Annotated in this window: 13 protein-coding genes; 5 read left to right on the top strand and 8 right to left on the bottom strand. The window is 60.5% G+C overall.

Features of this window, described 5'->3' with window-relative positions; genetic code table 11:
- Window positions 1-101: 101 nt before the first annotated feature.
- Together argA and argE are read right to left on the bottom strand one after the other, a co-directional pair.
- Window positions 102-1,400: an amino-acid N-acetyltransferase gene (gene argA, locus DW49_RS0127070; RefSeq protein ID WP_003380218.1), complete on the bottom strand. Its 1,299-nt coding sequence runs from the start codon at window positions 1,398-1,400 to the stop codon at window positions 102-104.
- Window positions 1,401-1,523: 123 nt separating this feature from the next.
- Window positions 1,524-2,672, bottom strand: coding sequence for an acetylornithine deacetylase (gene argE, locus DW49_RS0127065; protein ID WP_005613781.1), 1,149 nt, complete (start codon window positions 2,670-2,672; stop codon window positions 1,524-1,526).
- Between the two features lie 162 nt (window positions 2,673-2,834).
- Between argE and DW49_RS0127060 the strand changes: the two genes are divergently transcribed.
- Window positions 2,835-4,202 (top strand): CYTH domain-containing protein, encoded by a 1,368-nt coding sequence (locus tag DW49_RS0127060; RefSeq protein WP_005613780.1) that lies wholly within the window; start codon window positions 2,835-2,837, stop codon window positions 4,200-4,202.
- A gap of 169 nt (window positions 4,203-4,371) precedes the next feature.
- Here DW49_RS0127060 and DW49_RS0127055 read toward each other — a convergent pair whose 3' ends face one another.
- On the bottom strand, window positions 4,372-4,851 hold the full coding sequence (locus DW49_RS0127055) for an Lrp/AsnC family transcriptional regulator (protein ID WP_007247178.1): 480 nt from the start codon (window positions 4,849-4,851) through the stop codon (window positions 4,372-4,374).
- Window positions 4,852-4,976: 125 nt separating this feature from the next.
- Between DW49_RS0127055 and DW49_RS0127050 the strand changes: the two genes are divergently transcribed.
- The 3 genes from DW49_RS0127050 to DW49_RS0127040 all read left to right on the top strand — a co-directional run bounded on the left by DW49_RS0127050 (window position 4,977) and on the right by DW49_RS0127040 (window position 7,679).
- Window positions 4,977-5,324 carry a hypothetical protein gene (locus tag DW49_RS0127050; protein WP_005613778.1) on the top strand — a complete coding sequence of 116 codons (348 nt, stop codon included), beginning with the start codon at window positions 4,977-4,979 and terminating at the stop codon, window positions 5,322-5,324.
- Window positions 5,325-5,434: 110 nt separating this feature from the next.
- Complete coding sequence (gene tfpB, locus DW49_RS0127045; RefSeq protein ID WP_005737361.1) at window positions 5,435-7,219, top strand: type IV pilus assembly ATPase TfpB; 1,785 nt, start codon at window positions 5,435-5,437, stop codon at window positions 7,217-7,219.
- Between the two features lie 139 nt (window positions 7,220-7,358).
- The gene (locus tag DW49_RS0127040; protein WP_003380209.1) at window positions 7,359-7,679 is read left to right on the top strand and encodes a DUF2388 domain-containing protein; all 321 of its coding nucleotides are present in this window, start codon (window positions 7,359-7,361) and stop codon (window positions 7,677-7,679) included.
- Between the two features lie 82 nt (window positions 7,680-7,761).
- Here the strand turns inward: DW49_RS0127040 and gcvH are convergent, their stop codons facing one another.
- From gcvH to DW49_RS0127015, 5 genes are all read right to left on the bottom strand, one after another.
- A complete protein-coding gene (gene gcvH / locus DW49_RS0127035; protein ID WP_005613774.1) occupies window positions 7,762-8,148 on the bottom strand; it encodes a glycine cleavage system protein GcvH in 387 nt (128 codons plus the stop codon).
- A 43-nt stretch (window positions 8,149-8,191) separates the two neighbouring features.
- The gene (gcvT, locus tag DW49_RS0127030) at window positions 8,192-9,274 is read right to left on the bottom strand and encodes a glycine cleavage system aminomethyltransferase GcvT (RefSeq protein ID WP_024420513.1); all 1,083 of its coding nucleotides are present in this window, start codon (window positions 9,272-9,274) and stop codon (window positions 8,192-8,194) included.
- A gap of 154 nt (window positions 9,275-9,428) precedes the next feature.
- Window positions 9,429-11,045 carry an ABC transporter permease gene (locus tag DW49_RS0127025; RefSeq protein WP_005613772.1) on the bottom strand — a complete coding sequence of 539 codons (1,617 nt, stop codon included), beginning with the start codon at window positions 11,043-11,045 and terminating at the stop codon, window positions 9,429-9,431.
- Between the two features lie 254 nt (window positions 11,046-11,299).
- Complete coding sequence (locus DW49_RS0127020; RefSeq protein ID WP_005613771.1) at window positions 11,300-12,301, bottom strand: extracellular solute-binding protein; 1,002 nt, start codon at window positions 12,299-12,301, stop codon at window positions 11,300-11,302.
- Between the two features lie 118 nt (window positions 12,302-12,419).
- Window positions 12,420-13,124, bottom strand: coding sequence for a Crp/Fnr family transcriptional regulator (locus DW49_RS0127015; protein ID WP_005613770.1), 705 nt, complete (start codon window positions 13,122-13,124; stop codon window positions 12,420-12,422).
- An 84-nt stretch (window positions 13,125-13,208) separates the two neighbouring features.
- Between DW49_RS0127015 and DW49_RS0127010 the strand changes: the two genes are divergently transcribed.
- Window positions 13,209-13,733, top strand: a complete 525-nt coding sequence (locus DW49_RS0127010) for an Mpo1 family 2-hydroxy fatty acid dioxygenase (protein WP_005613769.1) — start codon at window positions 13,209-13,211, stop codon at window positions 13,731-13,733.
- Window positions 13,734-13,792 lie beyond the last annotated feature (59 nt).

Genomic DNA, 13,792 nt, shown 5'->3' with positions numbered 1-13,792 from the left:
GAACGGCATTCCCACGCGGAGCGTGCGGAACGATAACCTCAACTATCGTGCGACGCTCCGCGTCGTATGCCGTTCTGGACGCTCTGCGTCCGCTCCTGAGCTTAAATCGCCTTTTCGAAGATCTTCGAATTACGCTGGAAGTTGTACAGCGACGCACGGGCGCTAGGCAGGCGGTCGACGCTGCTGGGCTCGAAGCCGCGCTCGCGGAACCAGTGTGCGGTGCGGGTGGTGAGGACGAACAGGGTTTTGATGCCCAGCGCCCGCGCCCGGTTTTCAATGCGCTCCAGCAACTCGTCGCCACGTCCGCCGTGGCGGTATTCCGGGTTGACGGCCAGGCACGCCAGCTCACCAGACTCCGAGTCGGCAATTGGGTATAGCGCCGCGCAGGCAATGATCAGCCCTTCACGCTCGACCACACTGAACTGAGTGATCTCGCGCTCCAGCACCTCACGAGAACGGCGTACCAGAATGCCCTGTTCTTCCAGCGGCGTAATCAAGTCCATCAAACCGCCGACGTCCTCGATCGCCGCCTCGCGAACCAGTTCAAACTGCTCCTGCGCCACCAGCGTGCCGCCACCGTCGCGGGTAAACAGCTCGGTCAGCAGTGCGCCGTCTTCGGCATAACTGACGATATGGCTGCGAGCCACACCACCGCGGCAGGCCTCGGCCGCTGCATCGAGCAATTCGGCCTGATAGTTAACACCCAACCGCTGCAAATGCGCAGGCACCTGTTGCGGGCGCAGCTCGCGCACGAGACGGCCCTGCTCGTCCAGCAACCCGGTTTCGGCACCGAACAGCAGCAGCTTGTCGGCAGCCAGATCAATCGCAGCGCGCGTGGCGACGTCTTCGCAGGCCAGATTGAAAATCTCGCCGGTCGGTGAATAACCCAACGGCGACAGCAGCACGATATGACGCTCGTCCAGCAGGCGATTGATACCCTTGCGGTCTACCCTGCGCACCTCGCCGGTGTGCTGATAATCGACACCTTCCAGCACCCCGATAGGGCGAGCAGTAACCACATTACCGCTGGTCACCCGCAGCCGTGAGCCCTGCATCGGCGAGGCGGCCATGTCCATCGACAGGCGCGCCTCGATCGAGATGCGCAACTGGCCGACGGCGTCGATCACGCACTCCAGCGTCTCGGTATCGGTGATACGCATGTCGCGATGGTAGCGCGGGGTAATGCCGCGCTGGGCCAGACGGCTTTCAATCTGTGGACGCGAGCCGTGCACCAGCACAAGCCGCACGCCCAGGCTGTGCAGCAACACCAGATCGTGGACGATATTGCCGAAGTTGGGATGCGCAACGCCGTCGCCGGGCAGCATGACGACGAAGGTGCAATCGCGGTGGGCATTGATGTAGGGAGACGCATGGCGAAGCCAGTTGACGTATTCGGGCATGACAACAAGAGCCTGTAGAAAAAATGGACGAAAAGAAAAAGCACGCACAACGGTGTGGTGGTTATCGTCGGAACAGGCTTGGCACTCGCAGTCTCCTTGTATTCAACATTTGTAGGGCCTGGCTCACTGAGGCGTCAGGCAGTAATGCTCGATCAATTGACGTAACAGACGCACTGTAGGGTCCAGACGTGACATTTCGAGGTATTCCCCCGGCTGATGCGCACAGGCGATATCACCAGGGCCGAGAACCAGCGTCTCGCAACCGAGACGCTGAAGATAAGGCGCTTCGGTGCCGAATGCTACCGCCGCTGCCGTATGACCGGTGAGACGCTCGGCAACACGCACAAGTTCAGCGTCGGCCACCTGCTCGAACGGCGCGCACTCGGGGAACAAAGGAGCGTAGTCGATCTGCACCTGATGCAGCTCGGCCAACGGCTGAAGCTTCTGCCGGATGGCGGCACGCAGCACCTCAGGGTCCATGCCCGGCAGCGGGCGCAGGTCGAATTCCAGCGAGCACTGACCACAGATCCGGTTCGGGTTGTCGCCGCCATGAATGCAGCCCAGGTTCAAGGTCGGCTGCGGCACCGTGAACTGCGGATTGCGGTATTCAAGCTGCCACTGCGTGCGCAGGCCCTTGAGTTCGCTGATCGCGTCATGCATCGCCTCCAGCGCGCTGTGGCCCAGGCTCGGGTCGGACGAATGACCGCTGCGCCCGAGAATGTGGATGCGCTCCATCATCACGCCTTTGTGCATGCGGATCGGCTTGAGCCCGGTCGGCTCGCCGATCACCGCCGCACGACCCAGCGGGCGTCCGGCTTCTGCCAGCGCACGCGCGCCGGCCATCGAGCTTTCTTCATCGCAGGTGGCGAGAATCAACAGCGGCTGCTTGAACGGCTGATCGACAAGGCCACGCACAGCCTCGATGACCAGCGCAAAAAAGCCCTTCATGTCGCAGCTGCCCAGCCCGACCCAGCGGCCATCGACCTCGGTGAGCTTCAAGGGGTCGGTTTTCCACAATGCCTCGTCGAACGGCACGGTGTCGCTGTGGCCCGCCAACACCAGCCCGCCGGGGCCTGTGCCGAAGGTTGCCAGCAGATTGAACTTGCCGGGGGAAACCTGCTGGATATCGCAGGCAAAGCCCAGGTCTGCGAGCCACCCGGCCAGCAGATCGATGACAGGCCGGTTGGTCTGGTCCAGAGAAGGCTGAGTGCAGCTCACCGAGGGCGCAGCGATCAAGGCGGCAAACTGGTCTTTCATGGACGGCAACGGCATGGACGCTTCCTGTTATCAAGACGGAACACGGCCCATCATAGGGCCATAGCAACCCAGGAATAAACCGTTTCGGGCCATGTCCTGTACACTGGCGGCCTCAGCAGCCGTTCAGTCATGGGCTGCGCTCCCGTTATCAGCATCAGCGTTTGGATTCCCCCGGCCATGCAAAAAGAAACAGAAATCAAACTCCGCGTCAGCCGCGAGACCCTCGCTGCACTGCGCGAACACCCGTTGCTCAAGAAGCGCAACAAAAGTGGCTGGGAGCGGCTGGAACTGTCGAACCAGTATTTCGATACCCCTGAGCGCGAGCTGGCCCACGCCAAGGTGGCGCTGCGCATCCGTCGCGACGGCGATCAGATCATCCAGACCATGAAGACCCGCGGGCAAAGCGTGGCCGGCCTGTCCGAACGCAACGAGTACAACTGGGACCTGACCAAGGCCAAGCTGGACCTGAAAAAGCTCGAAGGCGATTGCTGGCCCGAGCAACTGGCCGAACTCGACAAGAAGTCCATCAAGCCGCTGTTCACCACCGATTTCATCCGTGAAAAAGCCGAAATTGCCTGGGGTCGCGGCAAGACCAAAGTCGTGATCGAAGCCGCGCTGGACCTGGGCCAAGTGGTTGCAGGCAAGCAAAAGGAAGAAATCTGCGAGCTGGAGTTGGAGCTGCGCGAGGGCGACCCTACCGCGCTGCTGGAACTGGCCGCTGAACTGGCTGCAACGCTGCCGTTGATGCCGTGCGACATCAGCAAGGCCGAGCGCGGTTATCGCTTGCTGGATGCCAGCAGTTATTCGCTGAGCCTGCCTGCACCAACCCTGAACGCAGAAACCCCGCTGGACGACGCCTACTCCGCGCTGGCCTGGCACCTGCTGGGCAGCAGCCAGCGTCTGGCCGCGCAATACCGTTTCAACGGTCACTGGCGTTTGCTGCAGGACTGGGTCGAGATGCTCGCCGAACTGCGCGCCCTGACCAGCAGCCTCGGCCAGGCGGCGCCACGCACCTCGACCGCCCAACTGCGTACCGCGCTGGATGCGTTGCTGGAAGACTGGCGTCCGCTGGTTCAGGCCGGTCAGGAAGATGCCGATGTCCGTGGTGCAGCCCACGAGCAGTTTCTGGAAGAATTGCAGGACACCCGCTGGGGCGAGTTCTCGCTGAACACCTCACGCTGGTTGCTGGCCCGCAGCTGGACCGCCGAACGCAACACCCGCGGCAACCGCCAGGGCGCTGCGCTGCTGAGCAGTTGGCTGCCTCGCCTGCTGGGTGAAGAAGCGACCTCCCTGCAACTAAGCCGTTATCAGCAGCAGCCGGAAGACCTGGCCGAACAACTGCCGCGCATCGAGCGAATTCAGGCCTGGCTGCACTGGGCACGCGGCGCGCTGGACCTGCCAGAACTGGACCGCCTGTACGGCGAGCTGCGCAAACTCGAAGAACTGGCCCATCTGGACATCAGCGACGAAATCCTCGATGCCCGCGTGCAACAAGCCATTACCGTCTTCCAGAGCCGCGCGTGGAAGACCTTGTTGCGTTTGTAACGGCTGGATTTCGTGACGTTGATTATCGTCCCCATGCTCCGCGTGGGAATGCCTTTCTGGACGCTCTGCGTCCGATCTTGAGTGCGCGGTGTGGCGCAAACTTGTGACGCAGAGCGTCACGAACTGCATGCCAACGCGGAGCATTGGCACGATAGTCAAAAGCTTACGTTCAGCCACCCTGGCGCAGCAGCGGCAGGCTGGTGGTGGATTTGATCTCTGACAGCGCCACTGTCGAGTTCACTTCCTGAATGCCGGGCACCAGCGAGAGCTTTTCGAAGAAGAATCGCTCATAAGCCTCGATGTCCGGTGTCACGATGCGCAGCAGAAAATCCACCGAGCCCATCAGCACATAGCATTCCAATACCTCGGGAAAGCCGCGAATGGCATCGGTGAATTCGGTGAAGTTGGAACGCCCGTGGGCGTTGAGTTTTACCTCGGCGAATATCTGCGTGTTCAGGCCGATTTTCTTGCGATCCAGCAACGCGACCTGCCGACGGATCACCCCTTCGTCCTTGAGCCGCTGAATACGACGCCAGCAGGGCGATTGCGACAGGCCGACCTGCTCGGCGATCTGCGCACTGGAGAGCGACGCGTCTTCCTGCAGCAGCGCCAGAATCTTGCGGTCGTACACATCCAGATCGATTTGCATAATTAATTTTCCACAATGCGCTTTGACGCATAAACAAGTCGCAACAAGCCTAATCCAGTTGATGATCGACCAGAAATTTCTTTTTCTCCATGCAAAGATTTCTCCCAACGCCTTGGAGAATCAGCATGCCCAACCTTGAAGCCGTCACCGCCGCCTCGCAACGCCCCGACAACTGGTCATCCAGCAACGCGCCCTGCTGCGCGCGCTACCAGGTTGTCGCCGAAGCCGAGCCAGCATTGCTCTGTCAGGTGCTCAACCTGCTTGCGATGCAGTACCTGATTCCTCACCAGCTCACCGTCGTGCAGCAGCAAAGCCTGCTGATCATCGACCTGCACGTCGCCAAACTGAGCTGGCACCGGGCGCAGGTGATTGGCGAAAAAATGCGCAACCTGATCGACGTTTACTCGGTGGAAGTCGCACACATCGACGCCCTCGATGCCCCGCAAACTCACGTTGCCCTGGCCACCGGCTGAATCAATTCGCCTGCTCCGGTAATTCCCGGTCGCATAGAACGAGTAACGCTGTCACGCTTGGCGTCTACTCTTGTTCATCGCCCAATGACGAATTGCCTCAAGGAGCGCGCATGGCAGCCCTGGCCCCCTCTTCACAGGATCGCTGGCTCGACCTGAACGACGTGTTGCGTGAACTGGTCACGGAAGGCTATCTGAGCCAGGACGACACCGAAACGGCACTCACCCAGCGTCGCAGTGCGGTGAATATCCAGCTGCATCCGCTCGAGTTTCTCGCGTCGCAGCAGTTTGATGACTTGAAGCGGCCGGGCAAAAAACTCGACCTGGAAACCCTGACGGCCTGGCTGGCGAAAGCCTCCGGTCAGCCCTACATGCGCATCGACCCGCTGAAGATCAACGTGGCGGCCGTCACGCCACTGATGTCCTATGCCTTCGCCCAGCGCCACAAGATTCTCGCTGTGGCGGTGGACCGCGAGTCGGTGACCATCGCCAGCGCACAGCCGTATGTGCGCTCATGGGAAGCGGACCTGGCGCACGTGCTCAAGCTGCAGATCAAGCGTGTGGTCGCCAACCCGACTGACATCCAGCGCATGGCGATGGAGTTTTTCAGGCTGGCGAAGTCGGTCAGCGGTGCCAATGCGTCTGAGCAAAAAATGAGCAATATGGGCAACTTTGAGCAGTTGCTCAAGCTCGGTGCCAGTGACCAGGAGCCAGACGCCAACGACGCGCACATCGTCAACATCGTCGACTGGCTGTTCCAGTACGCATTCCAGCAACGCGCCAGCGATATCCATATCGAGCCGCGCCGCGAACAAGGCACGGTGCGCTTTCGCATCGACGGGGTGCTGCACAACGTCTATCAGTTTCCGGCGCAGGTCATCATGGCGATTGTCAGCCGCCTGAAAAGCCTGGGCCGGATGAACGTCGCTGAAAAACGCAAGCCGCAGGACGGACGGGTCAAGACCACCACGCCTGAAAACCGCGAAGTGGAGCTGCGCTTATCGACCTTGCCGACGGCGTTCGGCGAAAAGATGGTGATGCGGATTTTCGACCCCGAAGTGCTGCTCAAGGACTTCGACCAGTTGGGTTTTTCCAGTGACGACCTGCGGCGCTGGCAGGAAATGACCCGCCAGCCCAACGGCATCATTCTGGTCACCGGCCCGACCGGTTCGGGCAAGACCACCACGCTGTACACCACTCTCAAGAAGCTGGCGACCTCGGAGGTCAACCTCTGCACCATCGAAGACCCCATCGAGATGGTCGAGCCTGCCTTCAATCAGATGCAGGTGCAGCACAATATCGATCTGAGCTTTGCCGCTGGCGTGCGCGCCTTGATGCGTCAGGACCCGGATATCATCATGATCGGCGAAATTCGCGACCTGGAAACGGCTGAAATGGCCATTCAGGCGGCATTGACCGGTCACCTGGTGCTGTCGACGCTGCACACCAACGACGCACCCAGCGCCATCAGCCGCATGCTTGAACTGGGCGTGCCGCATTACTTGCTCAAAGCCACCATCCTCGGCGTCATGGCCCAGCGTCTGGTGCGCACGCTGTGCCCGCACTGCAAGGCGCCGATCAACCTGAACGAAACCGACTGGCAAACCCTGACCCGCCCTTGGCAAGCGCCTGTACCGCCCGGCGCGCATCAGGCGGTCGGCTGCGTGGAATGTCGCGACACCGGCTATCGGGGGCGGGCCGGGGTCTACGAGATCATGGTCATGTCCGACAACATCAAGGCATTGATCTCCGCAGACCTGGACCTAACTGCCATGCGCCGTCAGGCGTTCAAGGAGGGCACCCGCAGCTTGCGTCTGTCTGGTGCGCAAAAAGTCTCGGCCGGGCTGACTACACTTGAGGAAGTACTGCGGGTGACACCGCAAAGCGAACAGCGCTGACAGGGTTGGAAGCGTTGTGCCGGAGGCCTGACGTCATGGCGAGCAAGCTAAAGTGAACTAAGTGGTACACATTGATTGAACTAGTTCATGGCTTTAGCTATCCAACCCCTCAGAACAACCACCGCTGGAGTAACTCATCATGCGTCTCAAGTTTGCTGTCGCCACCGTAGCCTTGCTTTCCATCCCAATGGGTTCAGCGATGGCTGACACCTTCTGGCGTAACGTGCTGTCGTCGGGCGCTACTACCGGCTCGTCTTACCTGACCTTCAAGGACCACAAACTGATCGTCGCCGCTCAGGATGATGCAGGCAGCTACGTTGCCAGCAACGGCGACATTCGTGGCCCGTTTCTGGAAGCCGCTATCCAGCAGGTTCGCATAGACAACCCTGGCCTGAAGGCCACGGACATGGAACTGGCCAACGCGATTCTGGAAAAGAATCTGGTTGCTGAAAGCCAGTAAGTCTCGTCGGCCAGCGGGTTTGGCCGATAAGCACCGCGCATAAAAAATGCCGCTCGATGAGCGGCATTTTTTTGCCTTACGATTACTCGCCGATGACGCCTTTGTAGCCTGCAGCGTCCAGCAGTTTGGCCAGATCAGCCTCTGCACTGGCGGGCTTGAGCTTGAAGATCCAGGCGCTGTAGGGCTCGCTATTGAGCGACTCGGGCGAATCGCGCAGCGCTTCATTGACTTCGATTACTTCACCCGCAACCGGGGAGTAGATATCCGAAGCAGCCTTGACCGACTCGACGACACCAGCGGTATCAGCAGCAGCAAACACCTTGCCGATTTCCGGCAGCTCAACGAAAACCACATCGCCCAGCGCTTCCTGTGCGTGATCCGAGATGCCGACGGTCACGGTGCCATCTGACTCCAGGCGTGCCCATTCATGACTTTCAGCGAAACGCAGCTCGGCGGGAATATTGCTCATTTAGTCATCCTCAACATCGGGTCAGCGGAAAACCCGCCATAGGTTAAATCAAGGTTTTGCCGTAGCGCACGAACGCAGGCTGTACCACCCGCACCGGATACCACTTGCCGCGGATTTCCACCTCGGCCCGATCAGCGGTTGCCATCGGAACGCGCGCCAGAGCAATGGATTTGCTCAGCGTAGGAGAGAAACTACCACTGGTGATCTCACCTTCGCCAACTTCTGCGACGCGAACCACCTGATGAGCCCGTAAAACCCCCCGCTCTTCAAGCACCAGGCCGACGAGTTTGAAGGCTATTCCTTCGGCTCGCTCGCTCTCCAGCGCCTGACGGCCGATGAAATCACGGTCGGCAGGCTCCCAGGCGATGCTCCAGGCCATATTCGAGGCCAGCGGCGAAACATGTTCACCGATGTCCTGCCCGTAGAGGTTCATGCCTGCCTCCAGACGCAGCGTGTCACGCGCGCCCAAGCCGATGGGAGAAATACCCGCGCCGACCAGTTCATTGAAAAAGCGCTGGGCTTCGTCGGCAGGCAGCATGATTTCCAGACCGTCTTCGCCGGTGTAACCGGTGCGCGCAATGAACCAGTCGCCATCATCAAGGCCTTCAAACGGCTTGAGCTGGCGGATCAGTTCTGCGCGAGCGCTGGAAACCAGCTGGGCAATCCGGTTTCTGGCCTGTGGCCCTTGAATTGCCAGCATCGCCATTTCGCTGCGTGCGAGCAACTGCACATCGAAATCGCCCAGCTGCGACTGCATCCAGGCAAGGTCCTTGGCACCGGTCGCGGCGTTGACGACCAGTCGGTAACCGTCGGTGGTGAGGTAGACGATCATGTCATCGATGACACCGCCCTGCTCATCCAGCATGGCGCTGTACAGGGCGCGACCAGGGGTCTTGAGCTTGTCGACGTCGTTGGCCAGCAACCGGCGCAGCCAGGCTTTGGCCTCACGGCCGAGCACATCGATGACGTTCATGTGGGAGACATCGAAGACCCCACAGTCGCGGCGCACCTGGTGGTGCTCCTCAACTTGCGATCCGTAATGCAACGGCATGTCCCAACCACCAAAATCGACCATTTTCGCGCCCAGCGCGAGGTGCAGGTCGAACAGGGGGGTACGCTGTCCCATGGGTTTCTCCTTCCGGGCGTGGCGAAGGTGCGGGCAGAAAGTATCGGCAAGCCCCCCAATAAACCGGAGTTTGCAACACATTACAGCTGACCGAATAATCTGACAGACCGCACCAATTGCGGCGCATTGTAGCCGCAAGGTGAGGGGCCCGCACCTAGCCAATCTGACGGGCAGAGCGACGAATCAACACAATGACAGGCAATAATCCTACAAGAACCAGAGACAAAGCTGGCAATGCAGCCCGCGCCCACTCGCCCTCGCTGGTCATTTCAAAGATGCGCACGGCCAGCGTATCCCAGCCAAACGGGCGCATCAGCAGGGTTGCCGGCATCTCTTTGAGGACATCGACGAACACCAGCAATGCCGCGCTCAGCGCTCCCGGAACCAGCAGCGGCAGGTACACGTTGAGAAACAACTTCGGTCCGCCGACGCCCAGACTGCGTGCCGCTTCAGGCAGCGACGGACGGATGCGCGACAGGCTGTGTTCCAGCGGCCCGAAGGCGACGGCGATGAAACGCACCAGATAAGCCAGCAGCAGGGCTGACAAACTGCCCAGCAGCAACGGCTTGCCCGCGCCGCCCAGCCAGCCCGACAGCGGGACGACCAGCGCCCGGTCCAGGTAACTGAACGCCAGCATGATTGAAACGGCCAGCACCGAGCCCGGTAGTGCATAACCCAGGTTGGCGAGACTGACGCCAGAACGAATGACCGGTGTAGGTGCCATGCGTCGGGCAAAGGCCAGAATCAACGCGACGCTGACGGTGATCAAGGCCGCCATGCCGCCCAGATAGAGGGTGTGCAGAATCAAACCGGTGTACCGCTCGTCGAGGTCGAAACGGCCACGCTGCCAGACCCACACGATCAATTGCAGCACCGGCACGACGAAGGCGCAGAGAAACACCAGCCCGCACCACAGGCTGGCGCTCCATGCCTTGACGCCGCGTAGCGTGTAAAGCGCGGTGGCGCGGGGCCTTTCGTTACCCGGCCGGCTTGCGCCACGGGCACGACGCTCGCCATACAGCAGGATCAGCACCGCCAGCAGCAACAGGCTGGCCAGTTGCGCGGCGCTGGACAGGCTGAAGAAGCCGTACCAGGTCTTGTAGATGGCGGTGGTGAAGGTGTCGAAGTTGAACACCGATACCGCGCCAAAATCCGCCAGGGTTTCCATCAACGCCAGCGCCACACCTGCGCCGATGGCCGGGCGCGCCATCGGCAACGCAACGCGCCAGAAGGCTTGCCAAGGCGTGTTGCCCAGCACCCGCGCAGCTTCCATCAGCCCTTTGCCTTGCGCCAGAAACGCGGTGCGCGCCAGCAGGTAGACGTAGGGATAGAAGACCAGCACCAGCACGATGATCACCCCGCCAGTGGAACGTACCCGTGGCAAGCGCAGGCCGGAGCCGAACCATTCACGCATCAGGGTTTGCACCGGGCCGGAAAAATCCAGCAACCCGACAAACACAAACGCCAGCACATAGGCCGGGATTGCGAACGGCAGCATCAGCGCCCAGTCCAGCCAGCGTCTTCCGGGGAATTCACACAGGCTGGTCAGCCAGGCCAGGCTTACGCCCAGCAGCGTCACGCCCACGCCAACCCCCAGCAGCAGAATCAGTGTGTTGCTCAACAGGCGCGCCATCTGTGTTTCAAGCAGGTGCGACCAGATCTGCGTGTCGATGGTCTCCCATGACAGCAGCAATACACTCAGCGGCAGCAGCACCAGCGCAGCGATGGCAAAGACCAGTGGGTACCAGCGGCGTTGGACAGGATGGGCCAAGAGGGTTCTCGAAATGAGGGGGTTCAGGAGCGTGCGCACAGGTCTGCGTCTGATTCTGGCTGAAAGCCCTAGGAGCGGACTTGTCCGCGAAAAGGCCGGTACATTCTCAGAAAATGCACTATCTGAACTGACGGCTTCGCGGACAAGTCCGCTCCCACGCCCTTCGGGCAGAAGCCTGTAAAGCGCAGTGTTCCAGGCTAGTCAGGGCTTGTGTATACCGCTGAGCGTGGCGCGATAGGGCAGTGGGTATTAAATCAATTCCAGCCCGCGCGATCCATCATGCGAATGGCTTCTGCCTGACACTTGCCTGCCACTTCGACAGGGATGGTGTCGGCCTTGAACTGCCCCCAGCTCGCGACTTCTTCCGAAGGTGCCACGTTCGGGTTGGCCGGGAACTCCTGGTTGACGCTGGAGAAGATCTTCTGCGCCTCAGGGCCGGTCATCCACTCCACCAGCGCCTTGGCCGCTTGCGGGTGCGGTGCATGTTTGGTCAGACCGATGCCCGACAAGTTGACGTGCACACCACGGTCCGCCTGATTCGGCCAGAACAGTTTCACCGCCAGGTCCGGGTTCTGCTTGTGCAGGCGGCCATAATAGTACGTGTTGACGATACCCACATCGCACTGCCCGGCATTGATTGCCTCAAGCACCGCGATGTCATCGGAGAACACATCCGTGGACAGGTTGTTCACCCAGCCCTTGAGGATCTTCTCGGACGCTTCGGCACCGTGGGTTTCGATCAGCGTGGCGGTCAGCGACTGGTTGTAGACCTTCTTCGCCGTGCGCAGGCACAGACGCCCTTCCCAGTTCTTATCGGCCAGCGCTTCATAGGTCGTCAGTTCGACCGGTTTAACCCGGTCGGTGGAATAGGCGATGGTGCGCGCACGCAGGCTCAAGCCGGTCCAGCCGTGGGTAGACGAGCGATACTGCGGCGGAATGTTGGCTTCGATGACCGGCGAGGTAAACGGCTGCAGGATGCCCATTTGCTCGGCCTGCCAGAGGTTGCCGGCATCGACTGTCAGCAACAGGTCGGCGGTCGCATTTTCGCCCTCGGCCTTGATGCGCTGCATCAACGGCGCTTCCTTGTCGGTGATGAACTTGATCTTCACCCCGGTCTTTGCCGTGTAGGCATCGAACACCGGCTTGATCAGCTCGTCGATACGGGAGGAATACACCACCACTTCATCGGCAGCCTGGGCGGCGCTGCCCAGCAAAGTCAGTGTCAGCGCAGCCAGAAGACGCTTGCTTGCCTGCATCGGGGTATCTCACGTTCGCAAATGAGGCGAAATGGTAGTGAATCCCATTTGCTATCTCAACCGAAGAGGTGTCGGAGCCGTTACCGGATGTTTCCGGCCTGTAACTCAAAGCGCCTGATCAGCACACCGCCCCGGCCTTGGAGAAGTTGGCAATCTTGCGCAGTTTGTCGACATCGAACACTTCCAGTTGCCCGATGCCCAGGCGCACGACCTTACGCTCGTGCAGGTCTTCAAGCACTTCCAGCAAGGCCGAGTGCGAGAGGTCCTGCAGTGAGGTGACTTCATCGAGCGTAATCAAGCGCCGCGCATGGCTCAACGGGCCATACCCTTCACTCAGCAACAACAACCGCGATGCGACCCGCGAACGAGGCGGCAACAACAGAAGCTTCTCGGGGTTTTGCAGCGGCAAACCGAGCTTCTGACCCAGCAGCGCTGCGAAATGGCGCCAGTATTCAGGATGCCGGTCGAGCAACGAGACCAGAAACGAGTGAGGCACCTGCAGGAAGATGGTCTGCTCCAGCGAACAGACATCGAAGCGGCGCGGCATTTCATCGAACAGCGAGACTTCGCCGAACCAGTACGGCCGCCGGATCGGCTCGAGGCGAGGTCCCAGCCGCTGAACATGCGCGCCACCGATGCGTACGTCGCCTTCCAACAGCGCATAAAGACCGCATGGCGCAGCGCCTTTTTCAAACAGCATCTTGCCGGGCGTCTTGCGGACCTGGCGAGCGGCGTGCAGCACGCTATCCTGCAAAGCGGCAGGCAAGTGTGAAAACCAGTAGTCGGATAGCAACGATGACCGCCACAGCACTCCGTTTGTCATGTTTGCTCCCTTTTATTGCGGGCAATCGTATTGCAAAGGCGATACGTTAACGGAACCCGATCATCGTCGCAGGCAGGAATAATAATGAAAACCCTTGTCGATCATCTCAGCCAATACGCGTCCTATCACCGTGACTCACGCAACATTTTGACCCACTTCGTGGGCATCCCGCTGATCGTGCTGGCCGTGGCAGTGCTTTTATCGCGTCCGGACTGGACCATCAGCGGGCTGTGGATTTCCCCTGCGGCGCTGCTGGCCTTGGGCTCGACAGTGTTTTACCTGCGGCTGGACAAAGCGCTGGGTGGAGTAATGGCCGTGTTACTGGCGCTGTGCATCTGGGCGGGGGCCAACCTTGCGCAGCAGGCGACCATGGTCTGGCTGAGTGCGGGCGTCGGGCTGTTTGTGATTGGCTGGATAATTCAGTTCATCGGCCATTATTACGAGGGCCGTAAACCGGCATTCATTGATGACCTGACAGGCCTGATTATCGGCCCGCTGTTCGTGGTCGCGGAACTGGCGTTCCTGATGGGCCTGCGCAAACCCTTGCAGCACGCCATCGAAGAACGCTCCGGCCCGGTGGGGCGGAATGCGCGCAAGGCTGCGGTGTAAAGGCTCTGCTCGCGTTGCACTAAGCATTTAAGCGATGCAGAGCTTCTGCCCGAAGGGCG

Origin of the sequence: Pseudomonas avellanae BPIC 631 (genome assembly GCF_000444135.1) — a bacterium.
GTDB lineage: Bacteria > Pseudomonadota > Gammaproteobacteria > Pseudomonadales > Pseudomonadaceae > Aquipseudomonas > Aquipseudomonas avellanae.
Note: the sequence above shows the minus strand (reverse complement) of the source record. Positions and strands in the feature narration are given on the sequence as shown.

Bases quoted from the DNA above. Each gene is read 5' to 3' on its own strand.
- DW49_RS0127050 (WP_005613778.1), top strand. From the start codon at position 4,977: ATGCCCAACCTTGAAGCCGTCACCGCCGCCTCGCAACGCCCCGACAAC.
- DW49_RS0127020 (WP_005613771.1), bottom strand. From the start codon at position 12,301: ATGCAGGCAAGCAAGCGTCTTCTGGCTGCGCTGACACTGACTTTGCTG.
- DW49_RS0127010 (WP_005613769.1), top strand. From the start codon at position 13,209: ATGAAAACCCTTGTCGATCATCTCAGCCAATACGCGTCCTATCACCGT.
- DW49_RS0127060 (WP_005613780.1), top strand. From the start codon at position 2,835: ATGCAAAAAGAAACAGAAATCAAACTCCGCGTCAGCCGCGAGACCCTC.
- DW49_RS0127015 (WP_005613770.1), bottom strand. From the start codon at position 13,124: ATGACAAACGGAGTGCTGTGGCGGTCATCGTTGCTATCCGACTACTGG.
- argA (WP_003380218.1), bottom strand. From the start codon at position 1,400: ATGCCCGAATACGTCAACTGGCTTCGCCATGCGTCTCCCTACATCAAT.
- tfpB (WP_005737361.1), top strand. From the start codon at position 5,435: ATGGCAGCCCTGGCCCCCTCTTCACAGGATCGCTGGCTCGACCTGAAC.
- gcvH (WP_005613774.1), bottom strand. From the start codon at position 8,148: ATGAGCAATATTCCCGCCGAGCTGCGTTTCGCTGAAAGTCATGAATGG.
- DW49_RS0127055 (WP_007247178.1), bottom strand. From the start codon at position 4,851: ATGCAAATCGATCTGGATGTGTACGACCGCAAGATTCTGGCGCTGCTG.
- argE (WP_005613781.1), bottom strand. From the start codon at position 2,672: ATGCCGTTGCCGTCCATGAAAGACCAGTTTGCCGCCTTGATCGCTGCG.
- gcvT (WP_024420513.1), bottom strand. From the start codon at position 9,274: ATGGGACAGCGTACCCCCCTGTTCGACCTGCACCTCGCGCTGGGCGCG.
- DW49_RS0127040 (WP_003380209.1), top strand. From the start codon at position 7,359: ATGCGTCTCAAGTTTGCTGTCGCCACCGTAGCCTTGCTTTCCATCCCA.